The following is a 19,398-nucleotide window of genomic DNA, read 5'->3' on the forward strand; positions in this document are numbered from 1 at the left end:
TTATTCCGCAGCCGGCTGCCTCAATAACGCTTTCTCCCGCCGTGCGATCACCGCCGGATCGTTCATGTAATCCGTTCTCGGCTTGCGTCCACGCTTCTGGTAGCCGTTCCCCGTGCTGCCATCGCGAATGCCGAACATATGGTCCGTCTGCCCAGTTCGCCGTGGTCCGCCCTTGCTGCGCTGCTGCTCCCGCCCAGCCTGCAGCTCGGCGACAACAGACAGCATGTCGTCCAACCGCTTGTTATCGACGACCTCGGCGCGATGCACGGAGCGTAACGTGTCAAAGGTTCGGTAGGGCAGGGCAAAGCTCTCGTGCATGATCTCGAGGCGCCCGTCCGGATAGTCGCAAACGACGACCTTCTTACCCGCCAGGGACCTGGAAAGATCTGTCGGATCAAGGATGAACAGCACCTTGTCATAGCGCAGCGTCAAAGCCTGCGACAGCGTGCGAACTTCCTTGCGGCACATGGCGCCATCGAGGTTCTCGTGGTCGGCCAACGGCCGGTGCATGTCCTTCGGATTACGCGGCTGTTTGCCAAAACGCGCGTTGAAATCCGCAATGAACTCAGGCGCATAGGCGTTGGCTTCCTCGATCGTGTCGATGCCGCGCAGCCGCATTTCCTTGACCAGCCGATCCTGCAGTGTCTGGTTCGCACGTTCGACGCGGCCTTTGGCCTGCGGGGTATTGGCACAGATGATGTCGATGTTCAGCTCATAAAGCGCGCGGCCGAATTGTGTCAGGCCGCTCGTCCGGTCCTTCTCCGACGCATGGGTCGAACGAAAGACGCCGTGCTTGTCACTGTAGAAGGCCAGCGGTTTGCCCCATTGCTGCAGATAGGCCTTGGTCGCGTGCAGATAGTCGAAGGTGTTCTCCGAGCCGGCAAACCGTAGATGCAGCAGCTTGCCGGTGGCGTCGTCGATATAGACGAGCAGGGCGCATTTGGGCCCACGGTTCTCGAACCACCAGTGATGCGAGCCATCGATCTGTACCAGTTCGCCAAAGCAATCACGTCGGCCGCGTGGCTGGAAAACCCGCTTCTTGCGTTCCCGACGCGAGACCCAGATGCCGGCCTCGGTCATCCATTGCCGCAGGGTCTCCTTGGCGACCGAGATCCGGTGCAGCTCGATCAGCTTCTCACGCGCCAGCGTCGGACCGAAATCCAGATAGCGCTCACGGATCAGATTCAGCGCCGCATTGCTAAACTCCTCGCTATGGCGCCGGTTGCTCGGTCGCGATCGCTTCTTGGAAACAAGCCCGGCCGGACCATCCCGGTCATAGGCCTGCAGCAGCCGATGGACCTGACTTCGACTGAGGTCGAGCCGTTCGGCGGCCTGCACAACGCTCAGGCGTTCGTCACGGATCTTCTGGATGAGTTCGAGGCGATGCAATTCTTTCTGCGACATAGTGATCATAAAGGACATGACGACTCCGACCGCTCATGGTCTCGACCAGGCTGAAGGTCGTCATCCTTGCTCCCGACATTGGCATTGACCAGTCGTCGAGAGGCGAGATTGTCGCATCTCTAACTGGCCCAACTGTCGCATTACTAAATAGCCTCTACAACACCAAATAGCATAATCAACGTTATGGAACTTTACGCTGAACCGGCCGCGATAGTTACAAGCAGGTCCTTGGCATCGATCTGGTCGCCGGCTTTGACGAGAACTTCGGCGATCGTGCCGTTCTCCTCGGCGTGAATTGCCGTTTCCACCTTCATCGCTTCGGTCGACACCAGCACATCGTCGGCATTGATCGCCTGTCCGGGCGACACAAAGACGCGCGAGATGGCGCCCGGCATCGGTGCGCCGACATGAGCGGCATTGCCGGGTTCGGCCTTGGGTGCGAAGACGGCGGCCGGTGACGCTGAGGAATTTTGCGAGCTCTTGCTGTTGGTTCCTCGCGGACCCGAGCCGCATCTCGTTGTGCACCTAACCGGCTCGGCTCACGTGACAACAAACACAAGAACATCTGGTTGTTTCTATCGAGTTTGGCGCAGGAGGCGCAGGAGGCGCAGGAGGAAAATCAACATGACTGTCGCGGCTAGGCCCATGATTGCCAAAGCGTATAGGCCTGTGGAAAAACCTCCGGGGTGACTACGGAGATACCCTATAACGAACGGCCCCACAAATGCTCCTAGGTTCCCGAGTGAGTTAATGAATGCGATCCCGCCGGCGGCAGCGGAGCCACTAAAGAAGCAGAAGGCAGCGCCCAAAGGGTCCCTTCCAACCCAATATGCCGCGCATGAGCATCCCTCGCCAGAACCCGTCAGGGCCGGGTTGATCTACCGTACGGCCGGGGCAATACTCCAGGATTGGCTTAGCTCCTCCGATGCGTCAAAATTCCGCTTGATGAGTGCCATATCAAGGCATAACCAATCGGCCATTCTCCGATTCCCGGAGAATTGCCGGACATGACTTGGAGCAGGTGCCATTTCTCCGCAGCCATCCCGGATATTGCAAAAGGACCGATACCATGTGCTTTGAATGCAATTCCTCCCCACTCAGCCGTCGCTCCCTGCTGAAATTTGCCGGCATCGGAGGCGTGGCCGTCATGACTGCAGGCTTTGACATGACCATGCCGGCATTCGCCTCGAACGCTCCCGCCCTCCTGCCGGATGAAGCACTGGCAAAACTCCAGGAAGGCAACAAGAAATTCGTCGCCGACACGGAAGCCTGCGCCGCCAATATTTCCAAGCGCCGGCAGGACGTCGCCAAGAGCCAGGCACCTTGGGCGATCGTGCTGACCTGTTCCGACAGCCGTGTCGTGCCGGAACTTGTATTCGGCGGCGTGACGCTCGGCGAACTCTTCGTCGCCCGCAATGCCGGAAACGTGGTCGACACCGATGTGCTCGGCACGATCGAATATGGCGCCGAACATCTGCATGCGCCGCTGATCGTCGTCATGGGCCACAAGCGTTGCGGGGCGGTCTCTGCCGCCTGCGAGGTCGTGTCCAAGGGCACCAAGCTCGATGGCTCAATCGGCAAGATGACCCAGCCGATCCTGCCCGTGGCTTTGGCGGAGACCGATCGCGGCGACAATTTTGTCGACAAGACCGTCCATGCCAATGCCTTCAACGGCGCCGAGCGCATCCTCACCGAAAGTGCGATTGTTTCTCGCCTGGTCGAGGAAGGCAAGGTGAAGATCGTGCCCGCCTATTATGATCTCGATACCGGCGTGGTCGATTTTCTGCACAAGGTCTGACCTACGAGGCGACTTCATGTTGCCGACGGCTATCCGCGGGCGCCTCGTCGCGTTCGCGGAACCATAGTCGCTGATGACCCTTGCCGCCCGCAGCATCACCCGGCGGGTTACGCGGGCCGGAGCTGAGGTCGCGAGCTGGCTGCCTGGGCGACGCTCTTCTGGAAATTTCCGACCATACGCCTGCGCAACTTGGTGAGCTCAATCGACAGGTCCGACAGCTGCGCGATGACATCTATCGGAACCTGGGCAGCTGGGCCGCGCCCTCCTGAGCCAGTACAAGGACATAGGCGTCGCTCGTTTCAAAGAACGCGAGACAATCGGCCTCCGGCAGGATCTCAACAAGATCAAGACGGCGAAACCGCCTGTGGAGCTTGAACGCAAAGGCGCGATCTGGGTTCAGCCAACCCTATTCGCTGAATCGAGTATCGCGCCTGGAGGCATAACGGAAAACTACGGCATCGAAACTGGCCGCATTGATCGAAGATTGGTACGAACCGTGAAATTGACGCATGGTGGCTGGAAAAAACGCCGAGCTATGCATCCGGTTCGAGGATCACGCCCGTTATGGAATGCCTGCGATACAGGGCTCCAAATTCGGTTCAAAATCCTAATCCGCCCACTCAGGATCGGTTGTAAAGGCGATGGTGAGCCGACGACTCGGACCCTCGTTACCAATCGCGAGCCCGATTTCGTCACGGATCTTATCCCATTCCTGCAATTTCCTCGCCGGGAGGTTCTCTGAGACAACGAAATGTAGCTCGATTTGCCGGCCTCGGCCGACCCGGGCCACATAAGCCCGGTGGGATATGAATCCATGTCGTTCGATGATTGTTTTGGCGACCGCGTCAACTTGTTGTTTGAGATCTAATGGCGTAACAAGCAGTATGTCGGCGAGCGCTCGCCGAACCGTGCCCGCCGGAATGGGAATGATCACAATGCAGATTAATGCCAGCGCGACCGGGTCAATAAACGGCGAGATCCATTCGTAAGAAGACCCCTGAATGAAATATCCGATGGCAAACGCGACGAGTAACCCGATCGTTAGCCCGGCGGACATCAGCCAAGCTTTCGTATCCAGGGCAACGAAATCAGATTTGATCTTACGATTAGCTCGATCACCAATAACCCCCATGGTGGCTGTCACACCGAGTGTTACGACGGCGTAGACGATCGCTTGACTAAAGTTGAGCGGACGTCCCCCATGCAAAATGCTGCCGATTGCGTTGACAAGTGCGTAAACAGCCGACCCGGTTATGAGAATGCCGTTGAGAGCCAAGACTATGGGCTCAAGATGCCAGAACCCCATCGTGAAATGCTCGATAAGTTTTCCTTTGCTGGAGGGCGCTTCGGATGACGCGATGAGCTTTGTAACAAGCAGAGCTACGACAGTCATAGCAGCGTCCGTCAATGCGTAGACACCATCGAATATGATTGCGAACGAACCTGAAATGATCCCGAACAAAATGCCGATGCAGGCAAGGAGGATGGTAACGGCAATTGAAACGCAGAGAAGCCCCTGCTCCGTTCTCATGAAATTCATAGGCTCAGCCTTATAACTTACGTTTCTTTATGGTCCTCTGGACGCGGTACAGACCATCCAATTCAGCTACTGAAGCGAGCACATCCACTTTTGGATCAAGGTACCTTTTTAAATTCAAATGCTGACCTCTCCTGTCCAGTGGGCTCGCATGAGCGTCTTTCACATACCTGGCCACAAGACAAAATCGCCTCGCTGTGTTCTGGCAGTGCGGCCTCGACTATCTAAACAAGGGCCAACTTTGCTTTGCAGGTAAAGCGGGGCTGGACATGATGCACGACACGGAAGGACGCATGAACATAGTCCAGCACTTCGCTGACGGTCTCGCCGCCGCGAATGAAGTCGGAGCCACCACAGATAGGGCATGAGCAGGCCACCTGTTACACGTCATCATGGCACGGCCGAGGTTGCAGAGCTTGCGCGGCGATAGGGCTCTCGACGCATCCACGTCATCCGGCAGGTTCGAATTCCGTTGACTCATGGTTGGATCTGATTGGATGAGAGGCGTTCCAAAGAACGCCGAGGTTTTCGCCCTCATGATAGGCTGTGGCTGACACCACGTTCTAGGCTGCAGTGACAATTTAATCATTTGAGCCAGAGCATGATGGCGGCGATTTTGATGAATCCCATGAAGTTGGCGGCGACTTTGTCGTAGCGCGTTGCGATTCGCCGCCATTGCTTGAGCTTTGCAAAGAAGCTCTCGATCCCCCAGCGGGCCTTGTAGGCGATACGGTCGTAGGCATGCTGATACTTTCGATGACGGCGTGGTGGAATGACCGGTTCGCCACCTTGTTCGAGAATAATGTCATGCAGGCTGTCGGCGTCATAGGCGCGGTCGGCGAGCACCTGCTTGGCCGGCAGCCCCCGGACGAGATCGCAGGCAGGCGCCATATCATTCTGCTGGCCGGGTCCCAGGTGAAGGCGCACCGGCAAGCCGAGCGCATCGACTACTGCATGGATCTTGCTGCCAAATCCCCCGCGGGAACGGCCGAGAGCCTGGGCTTGCGGTCCCCCCTTTTTCGGCGTCCGCCTGCCGCTTGCGCTTGTGCCCGGATCACCGTGGCGTCGATGGACAACCACTCCATATCCGGATCGATCGCGACGGCTTCGAAAATCTTGTCGAAGATGCCCTGTTCGATCCAGCGATAGTAGCGCCGTTTGATCGTCTGATAGGGGCCGAAGCGGTCTTCCGGCAGATCACGCCAGCGCGCACCCGACCGGGCGAGCCACAACACCGCATCGAAGAACCGGCGTCCGTCACTACGCGGACCGCGCCGGCCTTTGCGACCGCCGGGCACTAACGGCGTCAGCCGCTCCCATTGATCGTCTCGAAGAACCTCACCATCCATCGCCAACCTCCAAAAGTCAGCGTTGAATCTGATTTGCTCCCAAAACGGAATCCCAAATCATTAATTTGTCACTACAGCCTAGTCTAGCAGGCATCTGAGAAAAGGGGTGGCGAGATCCCCATCCTCGTTGACAGCAGGGCCATCCGTACTTCCTGTCAATGTACCCATTTCTTAGTCCTCCTCATCGAAAGGCTTCTTTTCAATGGCGCCTGCTTCGGTTAGCACCTTGCGTAACCAGGGTGGCGGAGTAGTCCTGAGCATCGCCCGAGTTCGCGACAAAACATCTTCGATCAGTTGAGGATCGGATACTTTAATTGGGTGGATTTTGGCCGAAACAACTCGGGCTGCCGATGGCCCACCGATCGCCAGACAGAACAATAAGTGACAACCTTCCAACGCCTTCACCTTCGGGTTAATACGATCGACGTCCTCGTTCCGATGCTTTCCGCTCTGGTCGGAAACGTCTTCGAAGTCCAGGACTTCCACCAGTTTCCAGTCGTCGGGACTCACATCATAGACGACGAAACGTTTTGCCGATCCGAAATGGGCGTCGAGAGATTTCATATCTTGAGTGGCGATTGCGACGCGCAACGCGCCAGCCTTCCGTTTTGGAGCTGACGAGTGAACCCCGTCAGGGACGAGGGAAAGGCGACGAGCGGCGATCATCTAGGCAGTTCTCCTTTGCGGGAGGAATCAAGCGATCCAGGACACGGCGCGCGCTGATTGGCCTGGAAGATGTTGGAAACATCGAAGATCAGGTCGCGCGTTCCCTGATAGAGACTTGTGAGCTTATGCTGGCTGCCGAGTCGGTCGAATATCGGGAAGCCCACCCGCATGAGCGGAATCCCAAGGCGCTCCGCCGCTTGTCGTCCATGCGAATGCGTGACGAGAAGATCAGCGCCGACGGCAAGTTCTTCGAGATCGCCAAGATCACCGACCTGGAGCGATTCGGCCGGCATTTCCGCGAGTATTTTTGAGGTGCCGGTCGTGGTGACCGCTGCCGCGATTTCGGCGCCCATGCCGGTGAAGAAGGTAGCGAATTGGTAGAGCTGGTCCGGCTCCACAGCAATTGCGATCTTCTTGCCTCCGAAATGGAAATGTCCGTCGAGCAGGGCGTCCTGCAGCTGTGCTCGGCGACGGCGGATGTTTGCTGGCACCGGCGCACCAGAAATCTCAGAAAGAAACGAGACGAACCGGTCGGCTCGTTTCAATCCTGTCAGCGACTGGAACAATGCGTAAGGGACTCCCGTCCGGGTCCGCAGTAGCTCTGCGGGGCGGCGCATATGCTCGCCGATCGCGATACATTGCGCCGCCGTGCCAAGCTCTTGTATCTCGTCGACGGGAGTACCGCCATAGGTGGTCGGAACCCAACGATCGCCGGGCACCGTGCCGTCGAGAGAGCCGGAAATGTCCGGCAGGATCACCGGCTTCAGACCGAAGCTTTCGACCGTTTCGCGCAGAAGCTCGATGTCAGCGACTGTCAGATGCCATCCTGGTAGGATCGCAATCTTCTTTTGGTGGCGGCTCTGCTCGCCTGGAGTGGTGATGCGCTCGACCATAGAGATGACGGCCTTCGCCCATCCCTCTTCGATCGCTCCCTCGAAATCCGGGGTATTCGCCAGCACAACCTCCGTACCCGCGAGCTCATCGGCACGATCCCGCTTGATGTTGGCGAGATCGCCTGCGAAATCTTCGCCGCGGGTTTCCACCAGGGCTGTCGTGCAAATTCCGATCAGCTTGGGTTTTGCGCGCCTCTTGAGATTTAGGATCGCCTCTTCCAGATTGCCTGCGCCGCCAAGAATGGTCGCCACTGCGTCCAATGCCGTTGTCTGCAAGGGAATGGCTTCCTTCAAGTGCCGGACTAAAAGTACCAGCGCCAAGCTGGTGCAGCCCTGGCTGCCGTGGAACAGCGGCACGGCACGCTCGACGCCAAGAAAGGCGAGCGCGGCGCCGAGCGGCTGCGACGATTTCAGCGGATTGACCGCAGCTGATTTGGTCTGGGGAAAGACTTGAACCATCGGCTTTCCTCAACGCTTGCAGAAGCTGCCGGCGACCGCGCCGACAAAGTTTTGCAAGACGTACCCAGTCTCGTTCTCGCTCTTGGTATTCGTCAGTTCTTCTTCCACCGCATGCTGGCATTCCCACGGTGCCGGCTCCCGCACCTCCATCCAGATCGGATTGTGAATAGCAAGATCGATCTGGCGAACGAGCTCCACCATGCCGTCATAGCCGGCATAGGGGTGGTGGCGTTCCTGGTTGATATCGAGCCAAGGTGTCTTGGCCTTCAGCGCGATGAATTGCGTGCGCCCGCCAGACAACATGATGTCGGCTTTACCGTCGGCGAGCATGTTATAAAGCTCGCGCGGCGCCATTGACTCGAACAGGTGGTTTTCGTCTTTCAGGAGTTGCTTGATACGTTCCTTGTCTTCAGGCGTGGATTTCTTGACCGAGGTGCCCACGATCTCGATGCCCACCTCCATCAGCGCATGGACAACCGACCAGGACTTGACGCCGCCGGTGTTGAGCAACACGCGCTTGCCTTCAAGCCTTGGTCGATATGCTGCGAGTTTCATCCAGGCAATCGCCTCCTCCTCCGCGATCAATGCCTCGGTGCGCTCGAGGATTTCGGGATCCGCCCCCTGCATCACGAGCAGCTTGGCGATCTGTCTGAGTGCTTCCGAGGTGTCGGTAATTCCGTAAAAGGAGCCTTCGAAGAACGGGATATCCCACAGCTCCTCCATTTTGCGGGCGAGGTTGATGAGTGCTGTCGAGCACACCAACATGGACGCCTTGGCGCGATGCGCAGAAGCAATGTCAAGATATCGGGCGTCTCCTGGAATGCAGGCCCTTACTCTGATCCCCAGCCGGTCAAGAAGCGGCTTTACCAGCCAAAACTCGCCGGATAGGTTGAACTCACCAATGATATTGATGTCGTAGGCGGTCACGTCGTTCGGCTCTACGCTGCCGATCACATGATCGAGCAACGCTTCACCGGCGAGCTTATTGCCAAGGTTCTTGGAGCCGGCAAAGCCCGGTGCGTTGACCGGCACCACCGGAAGGCCGAATTTTTCCGCGGCCCGCTTGCAGACGACCTCGATGTCGTCGCCGATCAATGCTGTCACACAGGTCGAATAGACGAAAATCGCCGGTGGAGCATGGGCCTCCTTGATCTCGCGGATTGCTTTAAAAAGTTTCCGCTCGCCGTGCCCCATCACCACTTCGGTTTCAGTGAGGTCGGTCGTGAAACTGGTGCGCCAGAGCGTTGGACCTGAGGAAGCCGATCCGCGGTTGTCCCAGGAATTGCCCTCACAGCCGAGAGGCCCATGGATCAGGTGCGCGACGTCGGTGATCGGCTGCAGCACGATCTTGGCGCCATCGAAAGCGCATCCGCCGGCTGCCGCCCCGGGGATCAGCGGCTTCGAACAGCCGTTTTTGCGCGCCTTGGAATCCTTGCTGCGGTTCTTCTCGCAGGCAGGCTCGTCAAAGACATCCTGGACTTTAGCATTGAGCAAGGGCATTGCGGTCTCCAAGTTCAGATGAAGGCGGCCGGCCTCACAAGGCCGACCGCCGCCGCTCCTAGCGGGTCAGGTCGTAAGAATAGTCCGTCACACCCGGCTCGCTCGTCTCGCGATCGAGCTTGTCGAAGATCTTGTCGAGGATCGTCGTCAGGACGCGCAGGCCGCCCTGGTAGCCCATGAGCGGGAAACGGTGGTGATGGTGCCGGTCGAATATCGGAAAGGTCAGCCGGATCAATGGGGTGCCGGTGTCGCGCTCGAGATACTTGCCATAGGAATTGCCGATCATAAGATCAACCGGCTCGGTAAAGAGCAGCGAGCGCAACGCCCACAGGTCCTTGCCCGCCCAGACCTGGGCATCCTTGCCGAAGGGCGAGGATGCGAGCAACGCCTTCATCTCGGCTTCCCAGGCCGACGTGCCGTTGGTAGCAAGGCAGTGGGTCGGCTCACCGCCGGTTTCCAAGACGAACCGGGCAACGGCGTAGACGAAGTCAGGATCGCCGTAGATCGCGTATTTCTTCCCGTGCAGCCAGGCTTGGCTATCTGCCATAGCGTCGACGAGACGGCCGCGTTCCAGGCCGATTGCCGGAGGAATTTCCTTGCCGGTAATCTCCGAGACCTTCATCAGGAATTCGTCGGTCGCCTGAACACCCAGCGGATAATGGAACGAAGCCGTAACCTGACCGACCTCCTTGCAATATTCCAGCGTTTTGCGCGTGTTATAGTGCTGCAGCGACAGGGTCGCTTCGGCATTCAACGCCGTTTTCAAGTCCTCGATCTTCGTGCCGCCGTCATACATGCGGTACGTACCGTCAGACGGCGTGTCGAACTGGTCGGAGGCATCCTGGATGAAGATGTAGGATACGCCCATCATGTCGAGCAGGCGCTTCAGTTCGCGGTTGTTGCCGACGCAGAAGCCGTCGAAGCCGGGAATGATGTTGATGGCTTGAGCAACCTCCTTCCGCTCGTTGCCTTTCCAGAAGTTCTCCAGAATGCCCTTGATCATGCCGTCATAGCCATCGACGTGGCTGCCGACGAAGGCAGGCGTGTGGGCGAAAGGAACATCGAAGTCGTGCGGGACCGACCCTTCGTTCTTTGCGTTTTCGATGAAGCCGTGGAGGTCGTCTCCAATGACTTCGGCCATGCAGGTGGTCGAGACGGCGATCATCTTCGGATCGTAGAGCTTGTATGTATTGGCGAGCCCGTCGACCATGTTCTTCAACCCGCCGAACACTGCCGCGTCCTCCGTCATCGAGGACGAGACCGCCGATGAAGGCTCCTTGAAGTGACGCGACAGATGCGAACGGTAATAAGCGACGCAGCCCTGGCTGCCATGGACGAAGGACATCGTTTGCTCAAAGCCTGCGGCTGCGAAGACGGCACCGAGCGGCTGGCAGGCTTTGGCCGGGTTCACGACCAGGGCTTCGCGGCCCAGGTTCTTTTCGCGATACTCCCAGGTCTTCGTGAAGTCGTTTTGATCGGCAACGACCTGATCCGGGTGGGGGCATTCGAAATTGGCTTTCTTCTCGGCGAGCATCTGCCTGTATTCCGGCTCGCGGAACAGGGGAGCATGGTCGAGAACTTTTTCCGCCGACTGCGGCATAGTAAGCACCTTTCTTTTCATCGCGCCGCACCGGTGGCGGCAATGGGATGTCATCTGTCACGAGTGCGGATCAAGTCCGATGGGAAGAGCCTGGCCTGCCCCTTCCCAAGACAGGCCAGGCTCTCATTCGGCCGCAACCGCCTCAGCTGGCGCGGCCTCTTTTTTCCAGGGGACGTCGTAGAGATCCCACACCGGATTATTGATGGCCAGATCCATGTCGCGGGCGAATATGGCGAAGCCGTCATAGCCGTGATACGGGCCGGAATAATCCCAGGAGTGCATCTGGCGGAAGGGGATGCCCATCTTCTGCACCGGATACTTCTCTTTAATGCCGGACCCAACAAGGTCGGGGCGGATGCCTTCGATGAACTTTTCCAGCTCGTAACCGGTCACGTCGTCATAGATCAGCGTACCCTTGTTCACATAATGGCCGGTGCGCTGATAGTCGTCGTTGTGGCCGAACTCGTAGCCGGTGCCGACGATCCGCATGCCGAGGTCCTCATAGGCCGTGATGACGTGGCGAGGACGCAGGCCGCCGACATAGAGCATCACCGTCTTGCCTTCGAGGCGCGGCCGGTACTTGTCGACGACAGCATCGACCAGGGGCCGGTACTTGGTGATGACAGCCTCGGTCTTGTCGACGATTTCCGGACCGAAGTGCTTGGCTATTTCGCGCAGGGAGGTTTCGATCTGGGACGGACCAAAGAAATTGTATTCCATCCACGGGATGCCGTATTTTTCCTCCATGTGCCGACAGATGTAGTTCATCGAGCGGTAGCAGTGGATGAGGTTCAGCTTGGCCTTTGGCGCGCGCTCGACCTCAGCGAGCGTGGCATCACCCGACCAGTTGCCGACCACGCGCAGCCCCACCTCCTCCAATAGAATGCGCGTAGCCCACGCGTCGCCACCGATATTGTAGTCGCCGACGACGTTGACATCGTAAGGGCCGGTCTCAAACTCGACTTCGTTCTTGTCGAAAACCCAGTCACGGATGGCGTCGTTGGCGATGTGGTGGCCGAGCGATTGCGAGACGCCGCGGAAGCCCTCGCAGCGTACCGGCACGATCGTCTTTTCGTGCTCCTTGGCCTTCTTGCGCGACACCGCCTCAATGTCGTCGCCAATCAGCCCGATCGGGCATTCCGACTGCACGCTGATGCCGTTGTTGAGGGGGAAAAGCTCCTCGATCTCGTCGATGACCTGTTCAAGCTTCTTGTCGCCGCCGAACACGATGTCCTTTTCCTGGAAGTCTGAGGTGAACTGCAGCGTCACGAACGTGTCGATGCCCGTCAGGCCGACGTAGTAGTTGCGGCGTTGCGACCAGGAATAATGACCGCAACCGACCGGCCCGTGCGAGATGTGGACCATGTCCTTGACCGGCCCCCATACCACGCCTTTGGAACCGGCATAGGCGCAGCCGCGGATCGTCATCACGCCCGGAATGGACTTGATGTTCGATTTGACGTCGCATTCGGAAAGGGCCTTCGGCTCATCGCCAGGCTCGTCGCCGCTCGTTGCGACGCTGAGGTGCTTCTTGCGGCGCTTCGCCGCCTTGTCTGGATATTGCGCTAATACTTCCGCAATGAGCTGTTCATGCAAAACGCTGTCATTCTCGTAATCAAGGCTCATGGGCCCCTGCCCCCTTTCAAGGTTCGGGTTAGGTCGTCGTCGCCGAAGCGGCTTTCTTGGAAGGACGCGCTGGCGCAAGGGCCAGCGCGTCCTGTCGACAGCGGCAGTTATTGAGCCGCAACCACCGCTGACTCCTTGGCCTGTAGTTCGGCCAGCATCTGCTCGTCGCTCTTCATGATGCCGAAGTCGAGCAGCATGTCTTCGAGCTCTTCCATGGTAATCGGGGTCGGAATGGTCCCTTGGCCCGAATTGGCATGGATCTTCTCGGCTAGCGCCCGATATTCCCCGGCCTGCTTGGAGTCCGGCGCGTACTGGATCACCGTCATCTTCCTGAGCTCGGCGTGCTGGACGATGTTGTCACGCGGCACAAAGTGGATGAGCTTGGAATTGAGCCTGGCAGCCAGCGCCTCGGAGAGGTCGAGCTCGCGGTCCGTCTGGCGCTCGTTACAGATCAGGCCGCCGAGCCGCACGCCGCCGGAATGGGCATATTTCAGGATGCCCTTGGCGATGTTGTTGGCGGCATAGAGCGCCATCATCTCGCCGGACATCACGATGTAGATCTCCTGGGCCTTGTTCTCACGGATCGGCATCGCAAAGCCACCGCACACCACATCGCCGAGCACGTCATAGGAGACGTAGTCGACATCGTCATATGCACCGTTCTCTTCAAGGAAATTGATCGAGGTGATGACGCCGCGCCCGGCGCAGCCGACGCCCGGTTCCGGACCGCCGGACTCCACGCACTTGATGCCTTTGTAGCCGGCCTTGAGCACGTCCTCGAGCTCAAGGTCTTCCACCGAACCTTCCTGCGCTGCCAGATGCAGAACCGTGTCCTGTGCTTTGGCGTTCAGGATCAGCCGGGTGGAGTCGGCTTTCGGGTCGCATCCGACGATCAGGATCTTCTGCCCGAGGTCGACAAGCGCTGCGAGCGTATTTTGGGAGGTGGTGGACTTGCCGATCCCCCCTTTGCCGTAAAATGCGATTTGACGCAAATCTGACATATCGCCTTCCTTCTTTCGTTCCATCCATCGCTGAGTAAAAGGCAGGCAGCTCGCGCCGCCTCGCATGGCAATCTTCAAAACCCGTGCCATGTGGGCCGATCGAGCCAAAGGAAAGATCCTTTTGTTGGGTTTCAGAAAGTTACTCCGAACCACCACAGGAAACTGCCAAACAAACCTAATGTCGCCGATCAGACAAAGCCGACAGACGGTGTCGTGATGGCATCACTTGCACCGCTAGGTCGACCGCGACTATCAGCAGGACAACGGATCCGAAAACTGGAGACAATCGCACCCAGCTCCCAATCGAAAAATGTTGAAGCTTTCGATCCTGACCTGCCACTGACGGCGATTAGAGCCTCGGCGGTCTTGAAACGCTCCCAAACGTTGGACCACCGGATGCTAGAGTTTTCCGGCTTCATTCAGGGAGGCGGGCTGGTTGCGCCTCCCGAATTCACCAACGAGATCGGCACCTTGTTGCCGATCGCACCATGAGGTCTTTCCTCATTGTAGTATCTACGCCAATCCTCCATCTTTTCGCGGGCATCCGCAAGGGTCAGGAACCAATGCTGGTTCAGGCATTCTGCACGGAAGCGGCCATTGAACGCTTCGATGAAAGCATTATCAGTCGGCTTGCCGGGGCGTGAGAAGTCCAACGTCACACCCTTGGAATAGGCCCACAGGTCCAAGTCGCGCGACACGAACTCGGTCCCTTGGTCGACACGGATCGTTTTCGGATAGCCGGCTTTTTGGCACACCCGTTCAAGGGTTTGCACAACGTCTTCGCCTCTATAGCTATGACGTGGATCAAGCACCGGCACGTAGCGCGAGAAGGTGTCGACCACCGTCAGCACGCGCAGTTTCTTACCCGTTGCGAGTTGGTCGTGAACGAAGTCCATCGCCCAGACGTCGTTGGGTCCGACGGCCATGTGCCGATCCTCGCGAAGCTTGGCTTTTACCCCCCGCTTCGGTGTCTTGTTCCGCAACTGTAGCCCCAAGTCCCTGTAAATGCGGTAGGTTCGCTTGATGTTGGTGCCCCAACCCTCGCGTTCCAACAGCACATGCACGCGGCGATAGCCGTAGCGCACCCGCGTCTCAGAGCCCGATTCAAAAGTTCATTCGTATATCCTATCTTGCGATGCGCCTTGTGAGCATTCTGATTGAAGCGATTTGCGCCCATGCGGTTGCGCTTTCGATCGATTTCTCCCAATCCTTGGCGAGACGGCGGCAGCGTCCAAGCCAGGCGAAAGTTCTTTCCACCACCCATCTCTTGGGCAGGACGACGAAGCCCTTGGCGTGATCCGAACGCTTGACCATTTCGATCGTCCAGTCACCATGGCCGCACATTGCTCGCCTCAACTTGGCTCCGGCGTAGCCACCATCGGCGAAGATGTGGCGCAGCCACGGAAAACGGCGGCGGATCGCCTTGAGGACATGGGGTGCGCCGTCGCTACGCTTTGGCTGTCGATAATCCCTGCCGTCGGTTGCGCCTCCCGTCCCTCGATTTCCCGCGCCGCCATCACCAGAAGCTGGTTGATGCTCTGCCACAGTCCGATCGCGCGCCAAGCATAAAAATAACCGCGCACTGTCGAAACCGGCGGAAAATCGCCCGGCAGCATGCGCCATTGGCAGCCGCTCGAGGCGATATAGAGGATCGCCTCCACGACCGAGCGCATATTCGTCGTCCGACGCCGCCCGCCACGACGCGCTGGCGAGATCAGCGGTTTGATCAACGCCCATTCCCGGTCCTTCAAATCACTTGGAAAACGAAGCACGTCTCGGTTATGCTCACGGCGAGCGATAGCAGTCCAGCTCATCGAAACCCCATTTGATTTAGCACCAATAGGGAATCACAACTGACTGTTATCGCTCAACTTCTTTTAAATCGGGCTCTTAGGCAATTTCGGCGGAGGACGGATTATCAAATATACCGGGCATTACCACTTGGTGTATTCTGCGTGCTTCGCGGTTATACGAGCCCTATTTGTTGTATCAATACTTATGCCATCGGATACGACCGAGTCTAATACCGGAGAAAAGATCGCTTAACCGCCCGAATCATTTCAAAAAATATTACAGATAGTGGAGGAAGCCCGTGGGCTTACGTGTAATCGCGTGTTCTGCTCCCCAGTTTTCTCACGGCGAGGCGGGCGAAATGGCATTATCAAGCGCCGATCCGGCAAGCCTCTACAATGCCTGCAGATATGCTGCGTCACTGGCATCCAAGGCGGAAGGTGCATGGGGCGAAAGCAATTGGCGCGGCACCAGGAGTGACAGGCGACAATCAACGCTTCTGCTATCTGACAGGGACGATGTGCAGCGAAGGCTAACGCCGCTATTAGTCCGGGTCCGGCCCAATTTAGTTCTCATAGGAGCGATGTCGATATGCTTCCGTGGTGCGATTGAGACAGCGAAATACATCAGAGAGTTTCTAGGCGATGACGTTTGTATCGTTCTTGGCGGTCGCCACGCCACCGAAACAATATATCGGGATGACGAAAATCGTGTAAGACATCATCTAGCGTCCCCTCTGCGGCTAATTGCTGACGGAAAAGTTTCCAGCTGTTTCGACATCGCGCTCTCCGGAGATGGTGAACACTTTATCGCGGAAATTGGGTGCGTCGTCGCTTCCTTGGAAGCAAGAGGTTTTTCGCCAAGGGAGGCGAAATTCTCATTGGGCCACCTGACGACCACCCCGGGGCACTGGATCGCCGGCACAATCATGGACGATCAGGTCCACACTGTGTGCTCTTCGGGCATGCCGCTCGATTATAATGGGATGCCATCCCCAGCCGAAATGTTCGGAGTTACAACTAGCTTTGACGTGTTTGGTGGCGCGCCTACCGCGCACGTCTTCAGCGACATCGGGCGTGGATGTATCTATGATTGTATCTTCTGCAGTGAGAGGATCAGCGTTGGCGGGCCTCCTCGACAGTTCAAGATAAGCCCCCACCGGTTATGCGGCCAACTCGCAGCAGCCCGCCGCGTAGTCAAGGCAGATTACGGCGAAAACTTTCCTGTCTCGGCGTTCATTGAAGACTCAACTCTTCTTGGATGGAATTCGGCCCTCGTAGCCCAGTTTGAAAAGGTATTCGACCCACTCGAAAATCCTGTGCGGCTTGGCGGACAAGCGACCATTGACCAAATTGTCAATAACCCAGCCCTTGCACGAAGACTAGGCCGCATGGGCCTGGATATCTTTTCATCGGGGTCGAGACACCGCGCCCAGAACTTGTTGGAGGTCTTCACAAGAACATCGCCACCAAGAAGGGTTCGTGGATGGAACGCGCGGACAAAGCAGTTGAGATCTTGTCCGAAGCCGGAATCAAGGTTGGGGTATCCCTCCTATTTGGTATGGGCGAGGGAGCTGCTGAAAGGCAGCAATTGTTTTCGGCCTTAGAATGCTGGCGGAAAACGGGCTCTCTGATCACAATCAGCATGAACTGGGCCGTCCAACACCCTTTGAGAAACACGGTTCAGGGGAATGAATATACCTATTTGGATTGGGCGGTGTCGCCCGGTCCCATGCTGTCGTTGTTAAGGAATTTTGGCGAATCCTCTGAAATCTATCCAATTGCCGGCGGTACAAGCCCAGACGAAGCCTCCGTAAAGGATATTCTCCAAGCCACCAAGGAGATCATGGCTATGCCGCCTGCACACCCAATGCAAAAGCAAGAAGCGGATCATGTCCCAGGACGTGGTGTAGCTTAGACGACCACGGCTCATCCCAGCCGGATGAGTGTCAGCTTGCTGCTGGCAGGCTGATGAGGGGATCATCGCTCATTGTGGCGATTGTCTCAAGTGTCATGTAGCGGGATCGCTGGACGGCCCATTCATCGTTCTGTTCGAGCAGCAGCGCACCGACCAGGCGCACGATGGCGTCGTCGTTGGGGAAGATGCCGACGACCTCTGTCCGCCGCTTGATCTCGCCGTTCAATCGCTCAATCGGGTTGGTCGAGTGAAGTTTGGCCCAATGCTGCTTGGGACATGTAGGCGAGCACGTCTTGCTCGGCGCTGTCCATAAGACTGGTGAGCTTCGGTACCTTTGGCCTGATCTGGTCGGCGACGTTGCGCCACTGAGTGCTTGCCGCCTCCGGCGTGTCCTGAGCGAAGGCCGTGGCAATGAAGGCGGAGAAAACTCGGCGTCCGCTCTTTCCAGCATGGGCCAAGGCATTGCGCATGAAGTGGACCCTGCAGCGCTGCCAGGTGGCGGAGAGCACCTTCGATACTGCGGCCTTGATGCCCTCATGCGCATCGGAGACAACGAGCTTCACGCCACGCAGACCCGCCTGGTCAGCTTTCGAAGAAACTCCGTCCAGGTCGCCTCGGCCTCGGACGTGCCGAGCACCTCGCGTCGACCGTCGGTGTTGACGCCGACGGCGATGATTACGGCGACGGAGACAATACGACCACCGCGCCGAACCTTGAGGGAGGTCGCATCGATCCACAGGTAGGGCCATTCTCCTTCGATGGGCCTGTCGAGGAAGACCTTCACCTTCTCATCGATTTCTTCGCACAGCCGGGATACCTGGCTTTTGGAGATGCCGCTCATGCCCATGGCCTTGACGAGGTCATCGACGGATCGGGTCGAAACGCCATGGATATAGGCTTCTTCGATGACCGCCGTCAGGGCCTTCTCGGCCATCCGGCGTGGTTCGAGAAAGCTCGGGAAATAGCTGCCTGTGCGAAGCTTGGGAATGCGCAGCTCGACGGTGCCCGCCCGTGTCTCCCAATCCCGGTCGCGATAGCCGTTACGCTGGGCCAGTCGGAAGCCATTCTTCTCGCCATAGCCCGCGCCGGTCTTCGTGCCGACCTCCAGCGCCATCAGCTTCTCGGCAGTAAAGCCGATCATCTCGCGCAGCAAATCGGCATCGGCGCTCTTCTCAACGAGTGAGCGCAGGTTCATCATGTCGTCGGTCATCGGTGGTGTCCCTCAGGTTGGCTCTAAGCAACCCGACCCTACCGGAAATCACCGATGGCTAGGAAATCCAGCTACACCACTCCATTGGACACGATCAAGAAGCGGAGCATATATATGCTGAACGGAGCGCCTAAAGGCGGAATAAATTACCCTAGCTCAGACCGAGTATGCGCCGGAACCCATCTCTTTATCGATATGTGGGATGCAGAAAATACCTGAAATGCTGAAGCGATTGAGGCGGCGGTAGCGCAAGCCGTTCATGACTGCCGCGCAACGATGTTGGAATCGAGTTATAGAAAATATAGCGAAGATGGGGGCGTCACGGGCTTCGCAATTCTCGCTGAATCGCACATTTGCGTAAATACCTGGCACGAAGAACGCATGGTCGCGATAGACGTATTTTTTTGTGGTTCGCTAGACCCGTACGCGAGTATCACCGCGTTGCGCGACGTATTTCGTCCATCCCGGATCCATATTAGCGAGCACAAGCGTCTTCTTGGAACAAGAATAACGCATCCAAATATTGTGGAAGCGCTTTAACCGAAAGTATTCTCCGAAATCGAGGCGGAACATGTCTAGACAAATCGTTTTCGTGCGCGAAAAATACCCTTCTGAATTCCGCACTATGATCGTGCCGAATGAAGTGC

13 protein-coding genes and 4 pseudogenes are annotated in these 19,398 nt (G+C 57.7%); 3 read left to right on the plus strand and 14 right to left on the minus strand.

The window, feature by feature from the left end:
- Together RHE_RS30350 and RHE_RS30355 are read right to left on the minus strand one after the other, a co-directional pair.
- Positions 1 to 1,422 (minus strand): ISNCY-like element ISRel10 family transposase, encoded by a 1,422-nt coding sequence (locus RHE_RS30350; RefSeq protein ID WP_011053408.1) that lies wholly within the window; start codon positions 1,420 to 1,422, stop codon positions 1 to 3.
- Positions 1,423 to 1,595: 173 nt separating this feature from the next.
- Positions 1,596 to 1,844, minus strand: a pseudogene (locus RHE_RS30355) (biotin/lipoyl-containing protein); the annotation flags it as partial.
- Between the two features lie 629 nt (positions 1,845 to 2,473).
- Between RHE_RS30355 and RHE_RS30365 the strand changes: the two are divergent.
- Entirely contained in the window at positions 2,474 to 3,202 is a 729-nt protein-coding gene (locus tag RHE_RS30365) for a carbonic anhydrase (protein WP_042120140.1), read from the plus strand.
- 607 nt (positions 3,203 to 3,809) lie between these two features.
- On the opposite strand, the gene RHE_RS30370 is transcribed toward RHE_RS30365, so the two are convergent.
- The 11 genes and pseudogenes from RHE_RS30370 to RHE_RS30415 all read right to left on the minus strand — a co-directional run bounded on the left by RHE_RS30370 (position 3,810) and on the right by RHE_RS30415 (position 15,647).
- Entirely contained in the window at positions 3,810 to 4,742 is a 933-nt protein-coding gene (locus tag RHE_RS30370) for a cation diffusion facilitator family transporter (RefSeq protein WP_011053410.1), read from the minus strand.
- 221 nt (positions 4,743 to 4,963) lie between these two features.
- Positions 4,964 to 5,116 (minus strand): IS66 family transposase zinc-finger binding domain-containing protein, encoded by a 153-nt coding sequence (locus RHE_RS35040; RefSeq protein ID WP_196411598.1) that lies wholly within the window; start codon positions 5,114 to 5,116, stop codon positions 4,964 to 4,966.
- 208 nt (positions 5,117 to 5,324) lie between these two features.
- A protein-coding gene (locus tag RHE_RS33115; RefSeq protein WP_086005066.1) for an IS5-like element ISRel11 family transposase occupies positions 5,325 to 6,088 on the minus strand; the annotation gives its coding sequence in 2 pieces (ribosomal slippage) (positions 5,325 to 5,761 and positions 5,761 to 6,088; 765 coding nt in all).
- A 171-nt stretch (positions 6,089 to 6,259) separates the two neighbouring features.
- Entirely contained in the window at positions 6,260 to 6,754 is a 495-nt protein-coding gene (gene nifX / locus RHE_RS30380; protein WP_008536565.1) for a nitrogen fixation protein NifX, read from the minus strand.
- Positions 6,751 to 8,106 carry a nitrogenase iron-molybdenum cofactor biosynthesis protein NifN gene (gene nifN / locus RHE_RS30385; RefSeq protein ID WP_011053414.1) on the minus strand — a complete coding sequence of 452 codons (1,356 nt, stop codon included), beginning with the start codon at positions 8,104 to 8,106 and terminating at the stop codon, positions 6,751 to 6,753. The genes nifX and nifN overlap by 4 nt, the downstream gene beginning before the upstream one ends.
- Positions 8,107 to 8,115: 9 nt before the next feature.
- Entirely contained in the window at positions 8,116 to 9,606 is a 1,491-nt protein-coding gene (nifE, locus tag RHE_RS30390; protein ID WP_011053415.1) for a nitrogenase iron-molybdenum cofactor biosynthesis protein NifE, read from the minus strand.
- 58 nt (positions 9,607 to 9,664) lie between these two features.
- A complete protein-coding gene (nifK, locus tag RHE_RS30395; RefSeq protein ID WP_004677342.1) occupies positions 9,665 to 11,206 on the minus strand; it encodes a nitrogenase molybdenum-iron protein subunit beta in 1,542 nt (513 codons plus the stop codon).
- 123 nt (positions 11,207 to 11,329) lie between these two features.
- Positions 11,330 to 12,832 (minus strand): nitrogenase molybdenum-iron protein alpha chain, encoded by a 1,503-nt coding sequence (gene nifD, locus RHE_RS30400; RefSeq protein WP_011053416.1) that lies wholly within the window; start codon positions 12,830 to 12,832, stop codon positions 11,330 to 11,332.
- Positions 12,833 to 12,939: 107 nt separating this feature from the next.
- A complete protein-coding gene (gene nifH, locus RHE_RS30405; protein ID WP_004675840.1) occupies positions 12,940 to 13,833 on the minus strand; it encodes a nitrogenase iron protein in 894 nt (297 codons plus the stop codon).
- A gap of 419 nt (positions 13,834 to 14,252) precedes the next feature.
- Positions 14,253 to 14,927, minus strand: a pseudogene (locus RHE_RS30410) (IS3-like element ISRel21 family transposase); the annotation flags it as partial.
- Positions 14,928 to 14,958: 31 nt separating this feature from the next.
- Positions 14,959 to 15,647, minus strand: a pseudogene (locus tag RHE_RS30415) (transposase).
- Positions 15,648 to 17,109: 1,462 nt separating this feature from the next.
- On the opposite strand from RHE_RS30415, the gene RHE_RS34755 reads away from it, so the two are divergent.
- Positions 17,110 to 17,541, plus strand: a complete 432-nt coding sequence (locus RHE_RS34755; protein ID WP_239789226.1) for a hypothetical protein — start codon at positions 17,110 to 17,112, stop codon at positions 17,539 to 17,541.
- Positions 17,542 to 17,572: 31 nt separating this feature from the next.
- Here RHE_RS34755 and RHE_RS30430 read toward each other — a convergent pair.
- Positions 17,573 to 18,751: pseudogene (locus tag RHE_RS30430) on the minus strand (IS256 family transposase).
- 231 nt (positions 18,752 to 18,982) lie between these two features.
- Here RHE_RS30430 and speD point away from each other — a divergent pair.
- Positions 18,983 to 19,291 carry an adenosylmethionine decarboxylase gene (gene speD / locus RHE_RS34760; protein ID WP_276328768.1) on the plus strand — a complete coding sequence of 103 codons (309 nt, stop codon included), beginning with the start codon at positions 18,983 to 18,985 and terminating at the stop codon, positions 19,289 to 19,291.
- The last annotated feature ends 107 nt before the right edge of the window (positions 19,292 to 19,398 follow it).

The organism is Rhizobium etli CFN 42 (assembly GCF_000092045.1).
GTDB classification, from domain to species: Bacteria; Pseudomonadota; Alphaproteobacteria; order Rhizobiales; family Rhizobiaceae; genus Rhizobium; species Rhizobium etli.

Bases quoted from the DNA above. Each gene is read 5' to 3' on its own strand.
- RHE_RS30350 (WP_011053408.1), bottom strand. From the start codon at position 1,422: ATGTCCTTTATGATCACTATGTCGCAGAAAGAATTGCATCGCCTCGAA.
- RHE_RS30365 (WP_042120140.1), top strand. From the start codon at position 2,474: ATGTGCTTTGAATGCAATTCCTCCCCACTCAGCCGTCGCTCCCTGCTG.
- RHE_RS30370 (WP_011053410.1), bottom strand. From the start codon at position 4,742: ATGAATTTCATGAGAACGGAGCAGGGGCTTCTCTGCGTTTCAATTGCC.
- nifX (WP_008536565.1), bottom strand. From the start codon at position 6,754: ATGATCGCCGCTCGTCGCCTTTCCCTCGTCCCTGACGGGGTTCACTCG.
- nifN (WP_011053414.1), bottom strand. From the start codon at position 8,106: ATGGTTCAAGTCTTTCCCCAGACCAAATCAGCTGCGGTCAATCCGCTG.
- nifE (WP_011053415.1), bottom strand. From the start codon at position 9,606: ATGCCCTTGCTCAATGCTAAAGTCCAGGATGTCTTTGACGAGCCTGCC.
- nifK (WP_004677342.1), bottom strand. From the start codon at position 11,206: ATGCCGCAGTCGGCGGAAAAAGTTCTCGACCATGCTCCCCTGTTCCGC.
- nifD (WP_011053416.1), bottom strand. From the start codon at position 12,832: ATGAGCCTTGATTACGAGAATGACAGCGTTTTGCATGAACAGCTCATT.
- nifH (WP_004675840.1), bottom strand. From the start codon at position 13,833: ATGTCAGATTTGCGTCAAATCGCATTTTACGGCAAAGGGGGGATCGGC.
- RHE_RS34755 (WP_239789226.1), top strand. From the start codon at position 17,110: ATGGAACGCGCGGACAAAGCAGTTGAGATCTTGTCCGAAGCCGGAATC.